Source organism: Acidisoma sp. 7E03 (genome assembly GCF_054665075.1).
In genome coordinates, this window is record NZ_BAAFHE010000010.1 from 93,683 (window position 1) to 114,235 (window position 20,553).

Here is a 20,553-nt window from a genome sequence, read left to right on the forward strand (position 1 = left end):
GGGCATCCACCCGTCTGAGCGCCACAACGGGTGGATCCCCGGGACAAGCCCGGGGATGACGATTCACTTTGGCGACCCCTCCCCCTCCGCCCGTAGGAGCGGCGGAATTTTCCCGCGTAGCCAGGCGAGCGCCGGGTCACGGTCCGTCTGCATCGACCAGACGAGAGCGACGGCTGGCAAGCGCAGGTCGAGCGGAATCTCCGTCACCGTCAGCCCGAAGCGCGGCGCGTAGCGGGCCGCCATACGCGCGGGCAGGGTCGCGATCACCGGCGCCTCGGCGGCCGCGGCCAGCACCGTCAGGAAATCGGAGGCCGCGAGCACGACGTTGAGCGTCGCATTGGCCCGCGCCAAAGCCTCTGACAGGCAACCCTGGATATCGTCCTTCAGCGTCATCAGCGCGTGCGGCCGCGCCAGATAATCCTCGGCCGTTAGTGGCAGCGGCAGCTGCACCAGCTTTGGGTTGAAGCAGCAGGCGAGAGATTGCTCGAACAACGGAGTACCACCATGGCGCTCCAGCCCGAAGGTGAAGCAGCCGATCGCGAGATCGAGGGCGCGATCATCCAGCATGCGGTGCACGTCGGCCGCCGAGGTGGTACGCGTCAGCAGGCTGATGCCGGGCGCCGCACGGCGCAGGAAGGCGGTCAGCTTCGGCAGCAGCAGGATTTCGAGTTCGGAGGAAAAGCCGAGACGCACGATGCGGGTTTCGGACTCCGGCGCGAAAGGTTTGCTTTCGGTCAGGGTGTTCTGGATGTCCGTCAACAGCGCGCGTAGGCGGGGCGCCAGCGCCGCCGCCTTCACCGTCGGGTTCATCGTGGAGCCGACGCGCACCAGAATCTCGTCGTCCAGCAGCAGCCGCAGCGTCGAGAGAGCGTGGCTCATCGCCGGCTGGCCCAGCTTCAGCCGCTGCGCCGCCCGGGTGACGCTGCGCTCGCTCATCAACGCGTCGAAGGCGACGAGCAGGTTGAGATCGAAGGAGCGAAGATTGAAATGATCGATTGACTGCATGATCCAGATCGATTTGCCCGATGCAGGTGCGGACCCTAGCTTTCCGGACATGACACAGCAAGCACAGGGCGCGCTTCAGAGCCCCCTCTCCTTCCGGGTCGGTGACGCCATCGTCACCCGGATTCCCGAGCTGCACTGGGCGAATGCCGATCCCGCGCGGCTCTACCCCGATCTCGACGCGGCGGCGCTCGCCGTCCACGGCCCGGCGCTGTCGCCCGGCTCTTTCGATGCCGCGCATGGGCTGCTGGCCCAGGGCACCCATTCCTGGCTCATCCGCCACGCCGGAATGACCGTGCTGGTCGATACCGCCACGGGAAATGCCAAGCCGCGCCCTTCGGCACCGATCTTGGATCATCTCGACACACCCTATCTGGCGCGGCTCGCCGACGCGGGCGTGACGCCCGAGCAGGTGGATCTCGTATTGCTCACGCATGTTCATGCCGATCATGTCGGCTGGAACACGGCGCTGAAGGACGGCGTCTGGCAGCCGGTCTTCACCCGCGCCCGCCACCTCTATTCCGAGATGGAAGCGCGCTATGCCGCCGACCTCGACGGCTTCGCGCCCGCGCCCGACCTCCCCGACCCTGGCCTCGGGGCGCCGGATCACCGCCCGATGCCGCAGGTCTATACCGACAGCCTGAAGCCGGTGATCGATGCCGGCCTGGGCCAGGCGATCCCTATCGACGGCCGCGAGATCGCGGACGGCCTGTCCTTCCATCCCGCCCCCGGCCACAGCATCGATCAGGCCGTGATCCGCCTGCGCTCACGCGGGGAAGAGGCCTGGTTCACGGCCGACATAATGCACCATCCGCTGCAGGTCTATCGGCCCGATTTGCGCTCGGTCTATTGCGAGTTCCCCGCAAAGGCCGAGCAGTCCCGCCGCCGCTGGCTGGCCCATGTCGCAGAACGGAACGCGCTCTGTTTCACCGCGCATTTCGCCGAGAGCGGCGCCGGTCGCGTGACGGAACGCGACGGCCGCTACGCCTGGCAGTTCGAAACCCCGAGCGTGAGCGCCACGGAATGAGCCCGCTGATCACCGAGAATACCCTGATCCCGAGCCGGACGCCCGGGATCAGCCTGCATCTGCGCCGCAAGCGCCGGCGCGACGCCGCCGGCTTTGGGCCGGACCGCACCCTGCTGCTGATGCATGGCGCGACCCTACCTGCCGAAAGCCTGTATGACGTCCCAGTCGGCCAAGGCGCCTTCATGGACGTGCTGGCGGAAGCCGGCCACGATGTCTGGGCGCTGAACGTGCGCGGTTTCGGCGTGTCCACCCGGCCGGCCGGCATGCTGGGTGCGGCCGATGCGGCGCCCCCTCAGGTTTCCACCGCGGAGGCAGTGGAGGACCTCGGCGCGGCCGTCGACCACATCCTGCGCGCGCAGGGCCTGGACCGGCTGACGCTGATCGGCATGTCCTGGGGCGGCACGGTGACCGGCGCCTATACCGCGGCGCATGGCGGCGCGGTCTCGCGGCTCGTCCTCATTGCGCCGCAATGGCTGAGCGAGGGGCGCCCCCGCATCGATCCGGGCGGCCCCATTCCCGCCTATCGCAATTTCGACGTCCAGGCCTTCCGCGCGCGCTGGCTGGAGGGCGTGCCGCCAGAGGCGCAGCGGGAGATTCTGCCGGATGACTGGTTCGCGCGCTGGGCGGAAGTGATGCTGGGAAGCGACCCCCATGCACAGAACGGCATCGTCCGTGCCCCGGCCGGTGTCATTCAGGACGTTCGCAGCTTCTGGGCAGCCGGCCAGCCCTATTATGAGCCCGAGCGCATCACCCCGCCCGTCCTGCTGCTGCATGCCGAATGGGACCGCGACGTGCCTTTGCCCGCCATGGCAAAACTCTTCCCGCGCCTGACCGGAGCCCGCTATCGGCGCTGGGTCGAGATCGGGGCAGGCACGCACATGGTCGTCATGGAACGCAACCGCTGGCAGGTGTTGCAGGAGATCCTGAGCTTCCTGCGTGCCGAGGGTGGAGACGCCGCCGCCGCAGGCCATTGAGATGCCGGCCCCGTCGGACTGGCATGCGCATGGCTGCCGGGGCGCCAGCTTCCACAAGCGGCCGCAAGACCGTACAAAGCGGTCATGAGCGTGATCCAGAAGCCTGAAGCCGCCCCCGCCCCTGCCGCGACGCCGGTGCCCTTTCTCGATCTCCGCGCGCAGCAGGCGCGGATCGGGCCCGAGATGCGCCGACGTGTCGATGCCGTGCTCGACCACTGCCAGTTCGTCATGGGTCCCGAGGTCGCCGAGTTGGAAGCGGAGCTTGCCCGGCGGGCCGGCGCCGCCCATTGCATTTCCGTCAACTCGGGCACGGATGCGCTGCTCATCGCCATGATGGCCGAGGGCATCGGCCCGGGCGATGCCGTCTTCCTGCCCGCCTTCACCTATACGGCGACCGCGGAGACGCCGCTGCTGCTGCGCGCGACCCCGGTCTTCGTCGATATCGATCCCAAGACCTTCCAGATGGACCTCGCGGATCTCGAAGCCCGCATCGCCCGCGTGCGCGCCGAGGGCAAGCTGCGCCCGCGCGCCATCGTCGGCGTCGATCTCTTCGGCCAGCCCGCGGATTGGGACGGTCTCGCCGCCATCGCCCGACGTGAAGGCCTGGTGACCATCGACGACTGCGCCCAGGCCTTCGGCGCCCGCCTGCACGGCCGCCCGCTCGGCACCCAGGCGGATGCGACGGCCATCAGCTTCTTCCCCTCGAAGCCGCTTGGTGGCTATGGCGACGGCGGCGCGATGTTCACGGAATCGGCGGAGCGCGCGGCGCTCTACCGGTCCCTCCGCAGCCACGGCGAAGGCCAGCAGCGCTATGACGTGCAGCGCATCGGCATCAACGGCCGGCTGGATACGCTGCAGGCCGCCGTGCTGCTCGCCAAACTCTCGGTCTTCGATGATGAACTCGCCGCGCGGGAGCGGGTCGCCCGGCATTACGATGCCCGGCTCGGCAATCTGCTGACCACCCCGGCGCGGGTTGCGGACAGCGAGGCCGCCTGGGCGGTCTATGCCGTGCTGCTGCCGGATGGCGATACCCGCAGCCGCGTGCAGGAGGCCTGCCGCGCCGCCGGCGTCGCCACCGCCATCTATTATCCGAAGCCCCTGCATCACCAGCCGGCCTATGCGGCGGCGCATGACGGCAGCCACCTGCCCGTCTCGGAAGACGTCGCGACCCGCATCATGGCGCTGCCCATCCATCCCGACCTGACCGAAGCGCAGTGCGACCAGGTGTGCGACGCGGTGACCGCGGCGCTCGCGCAGTTGCACGCGCGCTGAGAGCGGACGAGGCGCGCAGGATGGCACCCCCGGCCTTTTCCCGTGACGCCGGCTCACGGCGCGACCTCTTTCCCGAAATCACGCCTTACGGCTCGGGCTATCTCTCGCGGGACGGCGGACATGCGCTGTACTGGGAGCAGGTCGGCAACCCACGCGGCCAGGCGGCGCTCTTCCTGCATGGCGGCCCCGGCGCCGGGGCCGGCGCCGTGCATCGCCGCTTCTTCGATCCGCGCCACTGGCGCACGGTGCTCTTTGACCAGCGCGGCGCCGGCCGCTCCCGCCCGCTCGGCAGCATCGCCGAGAACAGCACGCCGCAGCTCATCGAGGACATCGAAGCGCTGCGACGCCATCTCGGCATCGAGCGCTGGCTGCTCTTCGGCGGCTCCTGGGGCTCGACGCTCGCCATCGCCTATGCCCAGGCGCATCCCGAGCGCGTCACCGCCTGCGTGCTGCGCGGCATCTTCCTCGGCCGGGACAGCGAGGTGGAGTGGTTCCTGCACGGCATGCGCATGGTCTTCCCCGACGCCCATGCGCAGTTCATCGGCTTCCTGCCGGAAGAGGAGCGCGGCGAGGTGCTGGCCGCCTATCGCCGCCGGCTGAACGACCCTGACCCGCGGGTGCACGAACCCGCGGCCCGCGCCTGGTCGATCTACGAAGGCTCCTGCAGCACCCTGCTGCCGCATCCGGAAACGGTCTCGACCTTCGCGCGGGACCGCGCGGCCCTCGGCCTCGCGCGGATCGAGGCGCATTATTTCGCGCATCATCTCTTCCTGCCGGAGGGTGGGCTGCTCGGCCATATGGACCGCATCGCCCATATCCCGGCGGAGATCGTCCAGGGCCGCTACGACATGGTCTGCCCGCCGAAGAGCGCCTTCGAACTGGCGGCGCTGTGGCCGGCGGCGCACCTGACGGTGATTCCGGATGCCGGCCATTCGGCGCTGGAACCCGGCACCCGCTCAGCCCTGCTCGCCGCCCTCGAGCGCTTCGCCGAAGGCTGAGAGCCGCGTCAGCGGCTCTCGTCCAGCAGGCGGTAGACGGCATCCTCCTCCCGGCAATGGAGGCGCAGGACCGCATCGAGGCCGTAGAGCAGCCGGCGCAATTCGACGAGATCGAGATCCTCCGGCGCGCTTGCCGCCACCGCCGCCATCCGGCGCAGGCGGCCCCCGATGCGCTGAATCTCCCGGTGCATGCCGCTGAGCGGCGCCATCGCATCCTCGCCGCCGAGCATGGCCGCGACCGCGGGATAGAGATCGGCTTCGTCCCGCCGCTCATGGGCCAGAACCCGTTCGGCGAGCACTTGGTCGAGCACCACCAGCTCTTCGATCACCTGCGCCAGTTCCCGCGTTCCCACGCGATCCGCCAAGGCGCGGATCCGGTCCGCCACCACCGCCATGTCGTCATGTTCCGCCTGCAAACGGTCGACCTCCCCATGGCTGAGGCCGGCGCCCCCGCGGCGTGGCGGTATGCCCCGCAAGGCGCGGAGGGCGTTGAGGATGACGGCGACGTCGATCCCCTCCTGGAGAACGGCACCCGCGAGCGGAGGCAGGAAACCGGCCGCCGCAACCAGCATGGCTGCAGTCGATAGTCCGATGCCCGCCAGTACGCTTTCCAGCGCGATGCGCCGGGAACGCTGAGCGATGGCCACCGCCTCGGCCAGGCGGTCCAACTGATCGACCATCAGCACGATGCCGGCCGCCTCAGCCGAAGCCGCGGCGCCTTGCGCGCCCATGGCGACGCCGACATCGGCCGCCGCCAGAGCCGGCGCGTCGTTCACCCCGTCTCCCACCATGATCACCGGGGTTTCCGCTTCCGGCGCGCGGAGCGCCTCCAGCTTGCCCGCGGGCGTGAGTTCGGCGCGAACGGCATCGACCCCGAGCAAGGCGCCGACGCTCTCGGCCGTCTCCCGCCGGTCTCCCGTCAGCATGACGATCCGCCGCAGCCCGCGCTTGCGCAACAGCCGGAGCGCGCGTGGCGTCTCGGGGCGGATTTCGTCCGCCAGCAACAGCAGGCCGGCGATCCGCCCCTCCACCGCCACCAGCACGACGGCCGCGCCATCCTGGGCGAGTGCCGCAAGGCGCCGGCGGCTCCATGGCGTCAGTGGCGCGAAGTCGACGATGAAACCGGGCGTGCCGAGGGCAATGAAGCGTCCATCCACCTGGCCCTTGATACCGGCACCCGGCGTCTCCTCCACCCCCTCGGGCCTGGCGAGCGTCAGCCCCTGTCGGCGCGCTTCCGCCACCACGGCCGCGGCAATGACATGCGGGGAGAACTGGTCGAGGGAGGCCGCCAGCCGCAAGAGGTCGGCTTCTCTGCCCTCGGGCGCCGGTTCCACGGCGATCAGGCGCGGATGCCCGCTGGTCAGCGTGCCGGTCTTGTCGAAGAACAGCGTCTTCGCCTGGGCCAGCGCCTCCAGCACGGCACCGCCCTTCACCAGGATGCCGCGCCGCGCGCAGCGCGACATGCCTGAGACGATGGCGACGGGCACGCCGAGGATCAGCGGACAGGGTGTCGCCACCACGAGCACCGCGAGCGCCCGCACCGCGTCCCGGGTCACACCCCAGGCAAGGCCGGCGATGGCCAGGCTGAGCAGCGTGAAGAAGACGGCATAACGGTCCGCCAGGCGTGCCGAGGGCGCCTTCGCGGTGCGCGCCGCCTCCACCAGGCGGATGATGCCGGCAAGGCTGCTCTCCGCCGCCGTGGCCGAGGCCAGCATGTCGAAGGGATGCGCGGCATTCAGGCTGCCGCTGCACAGCCGCGCACCGCAGAGCCGTGTCACGGGCAGCGGTTCCCCGGTCAGGATCGATTCGTCGAGCACCGCTTGCGCCTGCGCCACCGTTCCATCCACCGGCACGACGTCACCGGTGCGGACCAGCAGGCGATCCCCCGCCCGCACCGCGTCGAGCGGGACATCGACCAGACGATCCTGCTCGTAGCGCGGCACCACGTGCGGCACCCGGCTGAGCAGCGCCGTCATCTCCCGCGCCGCGCGCGCTTCCGCCCAGGCCTCCAGAAGCCGCCCGCTCGCCACCATCACCGCGATGACGGCCGCCGTCAGCGCCTCGCTGAGGGCAAGCGCCCCGGCCATCGCGAGGAGCGCGAGGATGTCGAGCCCCACATTCCCGGCGATCAGGCTGGTCACGATGCCGAAGACGAGGTTTGCGATGACCGGCAGAGTGCCCGCGATCCAGAGGATGGCTGCGACAGCAGGATGACCAAGGGCCCATAGCAGAAGACCGCCGGCCACCGCCCCGCCGGCGGCGCCGAACAGCAGAATTTCGCTCAGGCGTCTGGAATAGCGGCGCTGCATGCCCGGTCTCGCCCGCCTCTGCTGCCGTCCTTTGGTGGCGCAATGTCGGGGCAGGCCGCTTCGGCGTCACTGACCTGGATCAATCGTCCTCGGCGCGACGGAAGTCTGGAGACGGCGCCGGAAGGTGATAGACTGCCACCGACCTTCGACAGGAGCCCGCCATGGACAGCCTCATCTCCCACCTGCCCGAGCCGCCGCCGGCGGGCCATCAGCAGACCGAGGCCGAGGTGCGGGAAGATCTCGCCTGCGCCTATCGGCTCATTGCCCATCTCGGCATGACCGACACGGTCTACACCCACCTCTCCGTGCGCGTGCCGGGCAGCGGCAACCATTTCCTCGTCAACCCCTATGGCCTGATGTTCGACGAGATTACCGCCAGTTCACTGGTCAAGGTCGATGCCGACGGTGCCCCCGCGCAGGCGACGAGCTGGCCCGTCAACCCCGCCGGCTTCGTCATCCACTCAGCCATTCACATGAAGCGGCATGACGCGGTCTGCGTGATGCATACGCATACCCTGGCCGGCATGGCGGTCGCGGCGCAGCAGGGCGGTATCCTGCCGCTCAACCAGATCAGCATGGAGTTCATCGGCGAGGTCGCCCTGCACGAATACGAAGGCGTGGCGGACGACGACAATCTGAGCGAGCGCGAGCGCCTGGTGCGCGACCTCGCCGACAAGCCCTGCATGCTTCTGCGCAACCACGGCCTGCTGACGGTCGGCCGCACCGTCGCCGAAGCCTTCTATTTCATGTACTACCTGGAGCAGGCCTGCCGCATTCAGTTGGCCGCACAATCGACCGGCGCTCCGCTCTCCATTCCTTCGGAGGCGACGCAGCAGCGTACCAAGAAGCAGTTCGCACGCGACGAGAACCACGGCTGGCTCGTCTGGCAGGCCTTCAAGCGCAAGATGGACCGCGAGCAGCCGGACTATCGCCGCTGAACCGTCGCGCGCTCAACCTCGGGCCGGCCTCTCGAAAGGCCGGCTAAATTACTTAATTTTTCATTTATCAGCGTAAAACGGCTCGCCTAGACTGCCCCTCGGCACCTGCCTGCGCCGAGGAAAGACCGATGACCTTCGTTCCCTCGCTCCGCCTTCTCTCCTCGCTCGGCGAGGTAAGGCAGGATGACGGCGAGATTACCCTGCCGATCGAGGCCTTCCGCGCCTTGCTCCAGGCCGCGTTTCGCGGCGATGCCTTCGATGCCGCGTGGTATCGCAGCGCCTATCCCGACGTGGCCGATGCGATCGCCGCGGGCGATGTCCCGGATCCCTTCACCCACTTCACGCGCTCGGGCTATCTCGAGCATCGCCGCCCACGCCCCTTTGCGGTGGATCGCGCCTGGTACGAGAAGACCTATCAGGACGTCGCCAAGGCCGTGAAGATGGGCGCCGTCACCGATGCCGAGACGCATTTCAACACCGCCGGCTATTTCGAGCCTCGCGCGCCGGACCCCGGGACAGCGCGCGCCTTCGCCCATCTGCTGGAAGCGGCGGCCGCCAGGACGCAGGCCAGTCAGACGGCGCCCGCCGCGAAGCCGGCCTCGGCTCCTGCCACGCCTAAACGCCGCCGCGCCGCTGGCTGAGGCGGGCTTTGCGGCGCGCAAGCCGCAGGCTATGAGCCCGAGCCATGGCCGCACCCACGCACGACCATTCTGCCCTCTGGTTCTGGTGGCGCCTGCTCGTCTGGCTGTGGCGGCTGATCACCCGGCAACTGGGCTAGCCGCCTCCACCATCGCGAGCGCGACCGCTTCCGCGATGCGGATACCGTCCACCCCGGCCGAGAGGATGCCGCCGGCGAAGCCCGCGCCTTCGCCCGCGGGATAGAGTCCCCGCGTGTTCGTGCTCTGGAAATCCCGACCGCGCGTGATGCGCACGGGCGAGGAGGTACGTGTCTCCACCCCGGTCAGCACCGCATCCGCCATGGCGAAGCCGCGGATCTGGCGGTCGAAGGCCGGAATCGCCTCCCGCATCGCAGCGATCGCGTAATCCGGCAGGCAAGTGGAGAGGTCAGTCGGCGTCACCCCCGGCTGATAGGACGGGATGACCGTGCCGAGCTTCGTGGAGGCGCGGCCAGCGAGGAAATCCCCGACCAGTTGCGCCGGCGCCCGGTAGTCTCCGCCGCCGGCGAGAAAGGCCTGCCGCTCCCAATGCCGCTGGAAGGCGACGCCGGCGAGCGGCCCGCCCGGATAATCCTCAGGGGTGATGCCGACGACGATGCCGGCATTGGCGTTCCGCTCCGCCCGCGAATACTGGCTCATGCCATTGGTCACGACATGGCCGGGCTCCGAGGTCGCCGCCACCACCTGGCCGCCCGGGCACATGCAGAAGCTGTAGACCGAGCGCCCATTGGCCGCGTGATGGACGATCTTGTAGTCCGCCGCGCCCAGGATCGGGTTGCCGGCATGGGCGCCGAAGCGGCAGCGGTCGATCAGGGCCTGCGGATGCTCGATGCGGAACCCGATGGAGAAGGACTTCGCCACCATCGCGACGCCCTGTGCCTCCAGCATCGCGAAGGTGTCCCGCGCGCTGTGGCCGACCGCGAGCACGATGTGGCGTGCGGCCAGCCGCTCGCCGGTCGACAAGCGCACGCCGACCGCCTGGCGACCCTCGGGGCCGTCCGCGATCTCGATCTCCTCCACCCTTGTGCCGAAGCGGTATTCGCCGCCCAACGCCTCGATCTCGGCGCGCAGGCTCTGCACCACCGTCACCAGCCGGAAGGTGCCGATATGCGGCTTGCTGACGGTCAGGATCTCCTCCGGCGCGCCGGCCTTCACGAATTCCGAAAGAACCCGACGCCCCAGATGCTGCGGGTCCTTGATACCGGAATAGAGCTTTCCGTCTGAAAAGGTGCCCGCGCCGCCTTCGCCGAACTGCACGTTGGACTCGGCCGTGAACTGGCCGCGCCGCCACAGCGCCCAGGTGTCCTTGGTGCGTTCCCGAACCACTTTGCCCCGTTCCAGGATGATCGGCCGGAAGCCCATCTGCGCGAGTGTCAGTGCCGCCAGCAGACCGCACGGCCCGGCCCCGATGACGACGGGCCGTTCGGTAAGGCCGGCGGGCGCGCGGGTCACGAAGCGATAGCCCATGTCGGGCGCAGGCCCGAGATGCCGGTCGTCCCGTGCGCGGGCCAGCACGGCCGCCTCGTCCGGCACGGCGACGTCCACGGTATAGACGAGTTCGATCGCGGACCGGCGCCGCGCGTCGTAGCCGCGGCGGATGACCGTGTGCTGGCTCACTGCTTCGGGCGCGAGGCCGAGCCGGGCGGCGACCGCCGGCAGCAGCGCCTCGGGCGGATGATCGAGCGGGAGTTTGACTTCAGTGACGCGGAGCATGCGGTCTCAAGACCCTGGACTATCGAGGTGGTCGATCTGGTCCGCCGCCACCAGGAAGGGCTGCGGGCTGAGCGCGAGCGCGCCCTCGAAGGGATAGTCGAGCAGATGAATTAGCACCAGGATCGCGGCGACGGCGGCCGCGAAGGTGACGGAAAAGCTCATCAGCGCTCCGCCGTTCTCCACCCCCGCCAGCGTCACGAACACGGCGAGAACCGCGCCGAAGCCGATGAGCAGGCACCAGAGCAGCGTCGGCACGCCACTCGACAACTGAAACAGGCGGGAGGAGCGCTGCATCTGCGCCTGCTCCAGGAAGGAGAGCAGTTGCGTGCGCGTGCCGAGATCGGCCGCATTGTTCGGCCGCAGCCGCGCCGTGGTCTGGATCAGATGCGAGAGCTTGACGGAGACCGATCCCTCCTCGTCCCGCCCCATGGCCATTTCGGGCCATTCCCGGTGTACGACACCCTGGATGTAGGCGCGTTCGGCATCCAGAATGGGCGCGCTCTCGTCCTTCGGCAGGACGCTGGCCAGGATTGCCGCACCGACGAGGGACTTCGCCTCCAACTCCACCGCGCTCGCTGCGTCGTTGTATTCGCTCCAAACCTCGCTGAAGACGAAGGCGAGAAGAACGGCGAAAATCACGCCGAGCTGCAGGAAGACGGCGGTGCCGATTTCGTTGTGGCGGCGGCGCAACTCGATGTGCACCGTGCGATGCACCAGCACGCTGGCGACGGCCGCGATGAGGCCGCAGACGACGACGATGGCGAGAGCGGTGACAAGGTTCATGAACCCAGCCCTTAGCAGAGCCGGGCCCGCGCGTCAGCCGCGCGCGTGCCGCCCCGGCTGCCCGGCCGGCGCAGAGCTTGTTCGGCCAACCGCGAGACCGCTGAGGAGGGCAAGGATGAGGCAGCCGGCGGCGAAGCCGGCCACACCGTCCCAGCCGCCATGCTGCCAGAACCAGCCGCCCGCCGTGCCGGCCAGGCTCGACCCCAGGTAATAGGCGAGGAGATAGAGCGAGGCAGCATGGCCCTTGGCGCCCTGCGCGAGCCGCCCGACCCAGCCGCTCGCCACCGAATGGGCGGCGAAGAAGCCGATCGTCAGCAGCACGATGCCGCTGAGCAGGATGGGAAAGGGGCGCGCGAGCGTCAGCAGCGTGCCGAGCAGCGCGAGGCCGAGGCCGATCGGCAGCACGCGGCGGCGCCCCAGCCGGTCCACCGCCGCACCGGCGAGCGAGGAGGCCCCAATGCCGAAAACGTAGGTCGTGAAGATGAGGCCAATGAAGCTCTGGCTGAAACCGTAGGGCGGCGCCATGAGCCGAAAACCGGCATAGTTGTAGACGGCGACGAAGGCCCCCATCACCAGGAAGCCGACGGCGAAGAGAAAGCCGAGCCGCGCGTCGCCCAGATGCCCGCGCCAGGCGCCAATATGGTGGCCGAGCCCGAGACCCCGGCGGGGCACGAAGAAGCGCGAGGGCGGCAGCAAAGCCCGGAACCCCAGGGCTGCCGCAAGGCCGAGAGCACCGATCACGGCGAGGGCCCCGCGCCACCCCATCTCCGCCGCGAGCAGCCCGGTGAGCACCCGCCCCGCCATGCCGCCGAAGGCGGTGCCGGCGATGTAGAGCCCCATGGCGAAGCCGAGGCTCGCAGGGTCGATCTCCTCGGCGAGATAGGCCATGGCGACGGCCGGCACGCCCCCCAGAACCAGCCCTTCCGCCGCCCGCGCCAAGAGCAGCAGCGGCCAGACGGGCGCGAGCGCCGCCGCGATGTTCAAGACCGCGGCTGCCGCCATGGAGGCGAAGATGAGGCCGCGCCGGCCGAGCCCCTCGGAGACCATCGCGGCCAGCATGATGGACGCGGCGAGCGCCGCGGTGGAAACCGAGAGGGAAAGCGAACTCGCGGCCGGGCTCAGGTCGAAATGGCGTGCAAAGAGCGGCAGCAGCGGCTGGGTGCAATAGAGCAGCGAAAAGGTCGCAAACCCCGCAAGGAAGAGGCTGGCGGCGATGCGGCGATAGGCGGTGGTGCCATGGCGCACGCGGCTCGGCGCAGCAGCAGAGACGGCGGTGGTGGTGTGACGCGCGGCCATGAGCGAAATCCCTCTTGGCCCCAGACTGTGGTGCGGAGAGCGCCATTCGTCCAATATATGGAACTAACGCCGTTGATATGTTTTGGAGATACCGGTGGAGCTGCGCCACATCCGCTACTTCCTGGCGGTCGCCGCCGAAGGGAATTTCACCCGCGCCGCCGCGCGCCTCGGCATCGGGCAGCCGCCGCTGAGCCAGCAGATCCGCGCGCTCGAAGCCGAACTCGGTGGCGCCCTCTTCCACCGCCTGCCGCATGGCGCAGAGCTGACGGAAGCGGGGCGCGCCTTCCTGCCGGAGGCCGAGAGCACGCTCGCGGCGGCGGAACGTGCGCGCATCGCGGCGCATCGTGCAGCGCGGGGCGAGGTCGGCCGGCTCGGCATCGGCCTCACCGGCTCCGCCGCCTTCCACCCGCTGGTCGCGCAGACGATCCGCGCCTTCCGCAGCCGCTGGCCCGAGGTGCAGGTGACGCTGGAGGAGGCGAATACGATGCGCCTGCTGGATCAGCTGCAGCGCGAGGCGATGGACGCGATCTTCTTGCGGCCGGGGCTGACCGAGCTGGAGGGCTTGCGTCTGCGACGACTGCCGGACGAGCCGATGCTGGCGGCGCTGCCTGCCGGACACCCGCGCGCGCGGGGCGGCGGCGCCCTGCCCCTCGTGGCGCTGGCGCGCGAGCCGCTGGTCCTCTTTCCCCCCGCGATCGGCCTCAGCCTGCATGACGAGATCGTCTCGGCCTGCCGCCAATCGGGCTTCGAGCCGTTGATCGCACAAGTAGCGCCGCAGATCACCTCGGCCCTCGGCCTCGTCGCCGCCGAACTCGGCATCGCGATCGTGCCGCAGTCCATCACCCGCATCGCGGTGCAGGGCGTGGTCTATCGGACGCTGGACGGTATCGTGCCGGTGGCGCGCCTGGCGCTCGCGACGCGCGAGGGCCGCGAGCCGCCGATCCTTCGGCACCTGGCGGAGGTGCTGCAGGCGGCGATGTGAGCGCAGCGGCCGGCCTGGCTTCACCGAAAGATGGTGTGGTCGACGTTGAGCAGGAGGATGTTGGTTCCATCCTCCAGCGTGATGAGGTCAGAGCCATGGACCACGCCTTCGGCGGTAATCGGATGTCCGGCATAGCCGTCGAAAACGATCGTATCCGCACTCTTGAGGCCGGCGATGATGACATTGCCACCGGCGTGGCCCTTGACGAAGCCATAGACGTCCGCACCGGAGCCGCCGATGACGCTTGCCACACCGCCGCCGCCGACGAAGGTATCGGCACCGGCACCAAGCCCCACCACGTCAGATCCGGCGCCCGCAAAGATCTGCGCGCCGCCCGTGCCGGTGGTGCCGTCCACCGTGGTCGCGCCGGCGCCGGCCACGATCAGGTCGGAGGCCGTGCCGTTGGCCATCATCAGCGTCTCGCCCGCGCCGCCGAGCAGCGTGGACTCACCCGTGCCGGCGACCAGCGTGCTCGCGCCGGCGCCACCAACGATCTGGTTGCTGCCGCTGCCGCCCACGAGCAGGTTGCTGCCCATGCCGCCGGTGAGCGTGGCATTGCCGGTCGCCCCCAGGACAGTGGCGTCGCCCTCGCCGCCGACGAAGACGAAATTCGCGTCGACGCCCGAGACGGTCGTTGCCGCGTCACCTCCGGTGATGGTGACACCGTCGCCCTGCACGGCAATCGTATCGGCACCCGCCACCGCGATCTGGTCATCCCCTGCCGCCGACAAGGTGATGAGGCTGCTTTCTTCGCTCACCATGGTGCCGCCCTGAAGGGTGAGGCCATGTGTCGTCGCCCCGTTGGAGAGGACGAGGAAGCCGCCGGCACCGACGGTCAGCCCGGAGATCTGCGCGCCCGAACTCACGATCTCCGTGCCGCCGTTCCACACCATGCCGCTGCGTGCGAGGCCCCCGCTGCCGATCACCTCGGTCCCGCCGCCTTGCACGACGTCGCCGGTTGCGGAGCCTCCCGAGAGAATCTGGATCGTGCCGCCCGCGCTGCCGGTAGCGGAGACCGCCGTGCCGCCCGAGGACAGGACGAGCGCGCCGCCGCTGAGCGTGCTGCCACTGGCCACGCCGCCGCTCGCCACCGCCCTGCCGCCTTGCAGCACCACGGCACCGATCGCGACGCCATTCGAGAGCACGATCTGCTGCCCACCGGACGTCAGCACCGAGGCTCGGGCGACGCCGCCGGAGGAGATCAGCTCGGTACCGCCGGCGACTGCCGTGGTGCCCAGGGCCGCGCCGCCCGCAAACAGGACCAGCACGCCGCCGGAACTGACCGTGGCCGAGATCGCGCTGCCGCCGGAAGACACACGCAACTGGCCGGTGCTCGCGACATGCGCCGTAAGCGCCGTGCCGCTGGCCGAGACTGTGGCGCGGCCGCCGCTCATGATCATGCTGTCGCGGCTCAACCCGCCGGAAGAGACGATTTCCGTGCCGCCCGCGGAAATGGTCGATGCCGAGGCAAGCCCGCCTGACGAGACCACCACCTGCCCCACCCGATAGAGCTGGGCGTTCTCCAGAACGCCGCCCGCGGAGACCACGATCAGCGAGGTATCGGTGACCTGGCGCCCGCGCTGGATGACGTTGGGCGGCACGCCGGCGGAGGTGCCCATGGCCGTGCCACCTGAGGAGATGATCAACTCACCCTGACGCAGCCTGTCATTGAGCGATGTCCCGCCCGCGCTGACGATCACGGTCGCGTCCAGCGTCTCGAAGGCGCCGTTGATCAAGACGTCGCTCGTCACGCCGCCGGACAGAACCGTGGTGGCTTCCGTCGTGCGCACGCCCATCAAGGTGCCGCGCACCGTCGCCGACCCATCCTCCAAGGTGCCGCGGCCAGACAGGAGGCCGCCGGCCTGAAGGACCAGCGGTCCACGCTCGAAGGCACCGGAGACGACGAGATCGGTGCCGCCAGCGGCGACGGTGGTGGCGACGCCGACCCCACCCGAGGAGAGGATGAGCGTACCCCCGCTGCTGACCTGGGTGGTATAGGCGATGCCGCTGGTCGCCACGACTTCGCAACCGCCAGCACTGATCTCCGTCGCGGAGCTGTAGCCGCTGTCGAAGGCGCTGATCACGCCGCCGCTGCTTACGATCGCGTTGCGTTCCCACCCGGTCCAGTGCAGGCTCTCGGTGCCCCCGACGGAGACCACCGTCCCGCGGCCCCGGCCGCCGCTGAAGACATCCAGGAAGCCGCCCGAAGAAACGACCGTCGCTTGGGCGAGGCCGGTGGAGACCGCGATCTCCACGCCTCCCGACAGCGTCGTGGCGGAGGCGACGCCACCGGAGCGGACCACGAGCACGTCCCCACTCACGACAGACTGTCCGCTGACAGTCTCGCCGGAATTGACATAGCTGGTGGCCATCGCTCGCGTCCTACACAAAGAAAGTCGAAACTCATTACGGGTTTCGAGCAGTCCGGGCAATCGCGCGGTCCCGTGCGTTCTGGCTCCACACTCAGGCGCGGGCCACATCGATGACGGCCTGGGCGAAGACGCGCGATCCCTCCTGCGGCAGCTTGTGGCTGACTCCGCCGGTGATAGGGCGACCAGGGCGCGACAGCGCTCCGGCCAGAGAACGGCGAGGATGTCCGCGGGGTGCGCGCGCCAGTCGAACCCGCCGATCACCGCCTGAAGCCATCGTCAAGCGGTGGCTCGCCGGTATCGCCAAGGCCGAGGTATAGGCTCGACGGTCGCCACTGCGCCCTTCGCGTGCAGACCGGATCAGCCCGCTGCTACGCCGGGATGATGCGCCTCGGCCAAGGGTTGCGACCCTCCGCGAGCCATTCGAGACTCTCCGTCCAGAAGCCCGCGGCATGGCTGTCGTGGAAGAGGCTGAAGTGGCCGATCGCGTGCCGGCCGTAATCGGACGGCGTGAGGCGCACCGCCTGGCGCGGCGCGCCCGTGTAGTAGCCGAGCGTGCGGCAAACCGCCGGCACGGTGCCGAGGTCATCGTCCGACACCGCGACGGCAAGGATCGGCGCCTTCACCGCGGCCATCCGCGCAAGGACAGCCTGTCTCTCGGCGCGGGGATGACTGCGCTCGAAGCGGGCGGCGCGGAAGCTCCACTCAAGGGCGACACCCGCGGGCAGATCCTCCAGCCAGCCGAGCCTGCGACCCGGGAAATACCCATAGGCGGCGGTGATCAAGGGCATTGCGACATGCCATTTGAACACGAGGCGGAGGCGCCGCGCGGGCGCGTAATCGCCCCACCAAGCGTATTGCGCACCGACCGTGAGCATCCGGTCAATCAGTGTCGCGCTCTCCGCCAAGCCCGGCAGGAAACCCCCGATGCTGTGGCCGACGACGATCAGCGGCCCCGCCATCTGACGGTCGCTCAGAAAGCGGATGGCGGCATCGACGTCCAAGGCGCCCCAGTCCCGCCAGCGATAGCCGCACCCTCTGAGGCTGTCTGGCCGCGAGGCGCCAATCCCCCGGTAGTCGTAGGTCAGAACGTCGAATCCATGGTGTGCCAGGAAGCGGGCGTAACGATGGTAATAGCGCGCGAGAACGCCGGTCGCGGGGTTGACGATGACGGTGCCAGCAGCGCGATGGTCCTGCCCGCACCAGAGGTGGGCGCCGAGCCGTACGCCGTCGCGACAGGGGATCTCCACTGCCTGCGCGGCCGCCGCGGCAGGATGCGGCATCGTGTGGCTCACGGATCCGTCGGCGCGCGGCGGCACCAAACTGCGCGCATCGTCCGCCACGCATCGCATCAATCCGCCTTCCATGATAAGTCAACGACTGGTAGGACAGCAGAGGTCGCTGTGCGCAGGCAGAGAAAGCCGGTCACGCAGCGTGATCCGTCCGCTGCTCGATCGCCCGCAAGACGGCCGCCATGTCCTCATCGCCCAAGCCCAGCGCCTCCGTCTCCCGATAGAGCGAGACGCAGACATCCATCATAGGCGAGGCGATGGACGCGGCACGGGCGGCTTCGACCACGAAGCGACTGTTTTTCAGGACGTCGGAAATGGCCGCCTGGCGCGCGAAATCCTGGCGAGCCAATTTCGCCACCTTGATGCGCGCAACCTCGCTCGCCATCGGCCCCGCATTCAGGATCGCGACGAAACGCGCGAGATCGAGGCCGTGCCGCGTCGCGAAATGCACGGCCTCTGCCAAACCCGTAACGAGCGTAATCAGGAAGACGTTCACCGCGAGCTTCATGCGCAGTGCGCCTGGCACCGCGCCGCAATCGAACATCTCCCGACACATCAGGGCCAGCAGGGGACGGACGAGGGCGACGTCCTCCGCGTCTCCTGCCACCATGGCGACGAGCTGCGCGTCCTCCGCCGGCTTGCGCGAGCCTGATACCGGCGCTTCGACGTAACAGCCGCCCGCCGCGCGAACCTCCTCGGCCAGTGATTGCGAATAGGCTGCCGGCATCGTGCCCATGGCCACCACCCGCCGCCCTGCCACGCGCGCGCCGAAGTCCCCCGTGCCGCGGGCGAGCACGGCATCCGTCGCCGCTTCGTTCGCCAGCATCAGAATGATCGTCTGGCACTGCTCGAAGACCTCCCCCGCCGTGCGGCCACCGTCGCCCCAGCCTGGGCGAGCCCATCGCAGCCCGCGGACGAACGATTCCACACCACCAGCCGCGTGCCCGCGCGCAGAAGGTTCAGGGCCATCGGCTGGCCCATGGTGCCGAGACCGATGAAGCCGACCGTGCGCGCTGCAACCATCCTGAACCCCTGCGTTTTGCAGAAGCCTAGCCGCCACACACTCTTTGGTATATCGAATATAGCTGAAGCCTGACATCAAGGATTTCGATATATGCGCGCCAGCTTCGACATCGAGGCGCTCCGCACGATGGTCGTGGGCTCAGACCTCGGAAGCTTCGCCCGCGCGGCCGTGCAGCTCGGTCGCTCGCAATCCGCCGTCAGCATGCAGTTGAAGCGCCTCGAAGACCAAGCGGGCCGCCCCCTCTTCCAACGCAAAGGGCGCGGCCTGATCCCGACCGAGGCCGGCGAAACTCTTCTCGCCTACGCGCGCCGGATGGTCGCGATCCACGACGAAGCGGCGATGGCACTGGGCGCGCCCTCGGCGCTGCCCGCTATCCGGCTCGGGCTGCCTCAAGACTTCTTCGAAGACGTCATGCCGGCGGCGCTCGCAGCCTTTGCGGATGTGCGGCCGAAAGCCCATGTCGACGTGCGGGCTGGCCGCAATTACGCGCTGGAGGAAGAGGTGACTGCGGGGCGGCTCGATGTCGCCCTCGCCTTCGCCGAGCCCGGCCGCGCCAGATCAGGCGTGCTGCTCTCCTTGATGCCGACACTCTGGTTCGGGCCTGACCGTCTCTCGCACGGGGCGCTCGCGTATCCGGGCGACCTGCCGCTCGTTCTCTTCGATTCCCCATGCCTGTTCCGGCAGGCAGCGCTCCGGTCTCTCGATGAGGCCGGCATCCGTTGGCGCCTGTCTCTGACGACGCCCAGCCTGTCAGGCATTTGGGCCGCGCTTCGTTTCGACCTCGGCATCACCGTCCGGACGGCGCATGGCGTGCCCCCGGGCATCGCGCGGCTCGATCACGCCCTGCCGGCCTTGGGCGCGCTGGAACTGCGCATGCTGACGGCAAGCGATCTGTCACCCGTGGCGATGGAGTTCGCCGAGGTCCTGCGCGCGACCACGGAGCGGCAGATCAGCGGGGGTGCCGAGAAGCAGCACCCTGCTGTTCCTAAGCGATGATGCCCTGGTCCGCGCAGCGGTCTCAGGGTTCCGTCTGATCGGCCGCGCGCGTCACCGCCTCCACGAGCGCCTGCAGCACGAAGACCTGAGCCACGAGCGAGGTGACGAATCCCGGAGCGGGCGGTTGCGCGATGGCACCCGTCAGCAGCAGATGGTCGGCATGGGCGGCAAGCGGGCTCGTGGGGCGGCTGGTGATGGCGACCGTATGCGCGCCGGCCCCTCGCGCCGCACGCAGCAGCCGGACGGTTTCCACCGTCGTCCCTGAATCCGAAATGGCGATCGCCACCGCTTCCCGCGAGACGGGGCCGATCAGTTCGAGCCCGAGATTGGCATCGGCATAGGAGACCGCCCAGATGCCGGCGCGCAGCAGCTTGGCGGCGAGGATTTCACCCACCATGGCGGACACGCCGCCACCATAGATATTGACGTGCCGCGCCCGCGCCACGGCCTGAGCCACCGCACGCAGCACGCTGCGATCGAGAAGGCTGCCGGTGCGATCGAGGCTGTCGCTCATCTCGCGCCGCAGCCGCTCCACCGCATCCGGCGCCGCGCCCTCCGGCAGGGCGCTCGCCGCCGCACCGCATTGCGCGGCGAGTGCGAGCTTGAAGGAGCGGAAACTGTCGAAGCCCAAACTATGCACCAGGCGCACGATGCTCGCCTGCCCGCTCTCCGTCACACGGCTGAGCGCTTCGATGGAAAGCGTGGTGGTCTCCAGCGGATAGTTGATGACGTGCTTGGCGACGCGGGCAAGCGCGGGGGGAAGCTCAGCGAATTGCATCTGTAGGCGGACCAGGATGGGCGGCCCGCCCCCTGCCTGCCAATGTCCCGAAGCGTCCATACCTTCATTGTCCCCTTGAATGTCTTGTTGACAACCCTGCAATGAAGGTGGAGCATTACTCCA

The 20,553-nt window shown here is 69.2% G+C and carries 17 protein-coding genes and 1 pseudogene; 8 read left to right on the forward strand and 10 right to left on the reverse strand.

Going from position 1 to position 20,553, the window contains the following annotated elements; all coding sequences use genetic code 11:
- Nucleotides 1-63 precede the first annotated feature (63 nt).
- Nucleotides 64-1,005, reverse strand: coding sequence for a LysR family transcriptional regulator (locus ACYQ6W_RS16150; RefSeq protein ID WP_459676752.1), 942 nt, complete (start codon nt 1,003-1,005; stop codon nt 64-66).
- Here ACYQ6W_RS16150 and ACYQ6W_RS16155 point away from each other — a divergent pair.
- The 4 genes from ACYQ6W_RS16155 (at nt 1,004) to pip (ending at nt 5,273) form a co-directional block, all read left to right on the forward strand.
- Nucleotides 1,004-2,029 carry an MBL fold metallo-hydrolase gene (locus tag ACYQ6W_RS16155; protein WP_459676753.1) on the forward strand — a complete coding sequence of 342 codons (1,026 nt, stop codon included), beginning with the start codon at nt 1,004-1,006 and terminating at the stop codon, nt 2,027-2,029. The two genes, ACYQ6W_RS16150 and ACYQ6W_RS16155, sit on opposite strands and share 2 nt — an antisense overlap.
- Complete coding sequence (locus ACYQ6W_RS16160; protein WP_459676754.1) at nt 2,026-3,003, forward strand: alpha/beta hydrolase; 978 nt, start codon at nt 2,026-2,028, stop codon at nt 3,001-3,003. Before ACYQ6W_RS16155 ends, ACYQ6W_RS16160 begins: the two co-directional genes overlap by 4 nt.
- An 84-nt stretch (nt 3,004-3,087) precedes the next feature.
- A complete protein-coding gene (locus tag ACYQ6W_RS16165; protein WP_459676755.1) occupies nt 3,088-4,275 on the forward strand; it encodes a DegT/DnrJ/EryC1/StrS family aminotransferase in 1,188 nt (395 codons plus the stop codon).
- A 20-nt stretch (nt 4,276-4,295) separates the two neighbouring features.
- Nucleotides 4,296-5,273: a prolyl aminopeptidase gene (pip, locus tag ACYQ6W_RS16170; RefSeq protein ID WP_459676757.1), complete on the forward strand. Its 978-nt coding sequence runs from the start codon at nt 4,296-4,298 to the stop codon at nt 5,271-5,273.
- A gap of 8 nt (nt 5,274-5,281) precedes the next feature.
- Here the strand turns inward: pip and ACYQ6W_RS16175 are convergent, their stop codons facing one another.
- The gene (locus ACYQ6W_RS16175) at nt 5,282-7,582 is read right to left on the reverse strand and encodes a heavy metal translocating P-type ATPase (RefSeq protein ID WP_459676759.1); all 2,301 of its coding nucleotides are present in this window, start codon (nt 7,580-7,582) and stop codon (nt 5,282-5,284) included.
- A gap of 161 nt (nt 7,583-7,743) precedes the next feature.
- Between ACYQ6W_RS16175 and ACYQ6W_RS16180 the strand changes: the two genes are divergently transcribed.
- The gene (locus ACYQ6W_RS16180; protein ID WP_459676761.1) at nt 7,744-8,520 is read left to right on the forward strand and encodes a class II aldolase/adducin family protein; all 777 of its coding nucleotides are present in this window, start codon (nt 7,744-7,746) and stop codon (nt 8,518-8,520) included.
- Nucleotides 8,521-8,648: 128 nt separating this feature from the next.
- Complete coding sequence (locus tag ACYQ6W_RS16185; RefSeq protein WP_459676762.1) at nt 8,649-9,161, forward strand: hypothetical protein; 513 nt, start codon at nt 8,649-8,651, stop codon at nt 9,159-9,161.
- Nucleotides 9,162-9,278: 117 nt separating this feature from the next.
- Here the strand turns inward: ACYQ6W_RS16185 and ACYQ6W_RS16190 are convergent, their stop codons facing one another.
- From ACYQ6W_RS16190 to ACYQ6W_RS16200, 3 genes are read right to left on the reverse strand one after another with little or no spacing between them, the layout of a single operon-like run.
- Nucleotides 9,279-10,910, reverse strand: a complete 1,632-nt coding sequence (locus ACYQ6W_RS16190; RefSeq protein WP_459676763.1) for an NAD(P)/FAD-dependent oxidoreductase — start codon at nt 10,908-10,910, stop codon at nt 9,279-9,281.
- A gap of 6 nt (nt 10,911-10,916) precedes the next feature.
- Nucleotides 10,917-11,693, reverse strand: a complete 777-nt coding sequence (locus ACYQ6W_RS16195) for a bestrophin-like domain (RefSeq protein WP_459676764.1) — start codon at nt 11,691-11,693, stop codon at nt 10,917-10,919.
- Nucleotides 11,694-11,726: 33 nt separating this feature from the next.
- A complete protein-coding gene (locus ACYQ6W_RS16200) occupies nt 11,727-12,989 on the reverse strand; it encodes an MFS transporter (RefSeq protein WP_459676765.1) in 1,263 nt (420 codons plus the stop codon).
- 94 nt (nt 12,990-13,083) lie between these two features.
- Here ACYQ6W_RS16200 and ACYQ6W_RS16205 point away from each other — a divergent pair, with 94 nt between their 5' ends.
- Nucleotides 13,084-13,971, forward strand: coding sequence for a LysR family transcriptional regulator (locus tag ACYQ6W_RS16205; RefSeq protein ID WP_459676766.1), 888 nt, complete (start codon nt 13,084-13,086; stop codon nt 13,969-13,971).
- Between the two features lie 20 nt (nt 13,972-13,991).
- On the opposite strand, the gene ACYQ6W_RS16210 is transcribed toward ACYQ6W_RS16205, so the two are convergent.
- The 4 genes and pseudogenes from ACYQ6W_RS16210 to ACYQ6W_RS16225 form a co-directional block, all read right to left on the reverse strand.
- The gene (locus ACYQ6W_RS16210) at nt 13,992-16,343 is read right to left on the reverse strand and encodes a hypothetical protein (protein WP_459676767.1); all 2,352 of its coding nucleotides are present in this window, start codon (nt 16,341-16,343) and stop codon (nt 13,992-13,994) included.
- Nucleotides 16,344-16,711: 368 nt separating this feature from the next.
- Nucleotides 16,712-17,623 carry an alpha/beta hydrolase family protein gene (locus ACYQ6W_RS16215; protein ID WP_459676768.1) on the reverse strand — a complete coding sequence of 304 codons (912 nt, stop codon included), beginning with the start codon at nt 17,621-17,623 and terminating at the stop codon, nt 16,712-16,714.
- A gap of 142 nt (nt 17,624-17,765) precedes the next feature.
- Nucleotides 17,766-18,242, reverse strand: coding sequence for an NAD-binding protein (locus tag ACYQ6W_RS16220; protein ID WP_459676870.1), 477 nt, complete (start codon nt 18,240-18,242; stop codon nt 17,766-17,768).
- Nucleotides 18,225-18,655, reverse strand: a pseudogene (locus tag ACYQ6W_RS16225) (NAD(P)-dependent oxidoreductase); the annotation flags it as partial. The pseudogene ACYQ6W_RS16225 and the gene ACYQ6W_RS16220, both read right to left, overlap by 18 nt.
- Nucleotides 18,656-18,746: 91 nt before the next feature.
- Between ACYQ6W_RS16225 and ACYQ6W_RS16230 the strand changes: the two are divergent.
- Complete coding sequence (locus ACYQ6W_RS16230; RefSeq protein WP_459676769.1) at nt 18,747-19,652, forward strand: LysR family transcriptional regulator; 906 nt, start codon at nt 18,747-18,749, stop codon at nt 19,650-19,652.
- A gap of 22 nt (nt 19,653-19,674) precedes the next feature.
- Here ACYQ6W_RS16230 and ACYQ6W_RS16235 read toward each other — a convergent pair whose 3' ends face one another.
- A complete protein-coding gene (locus tag ACYQ6W_RS16235; RefSeq protein ID WP_459676770.1) occupies nt 19,675-20,490 on the reverse strand; it encodes a MurR/RpiR family transcriptional regulator in 816 nt (271 codons plus the stop codon).
- Nucleotides 20,491-20,553: the final 63 nt, after the last annotated feature.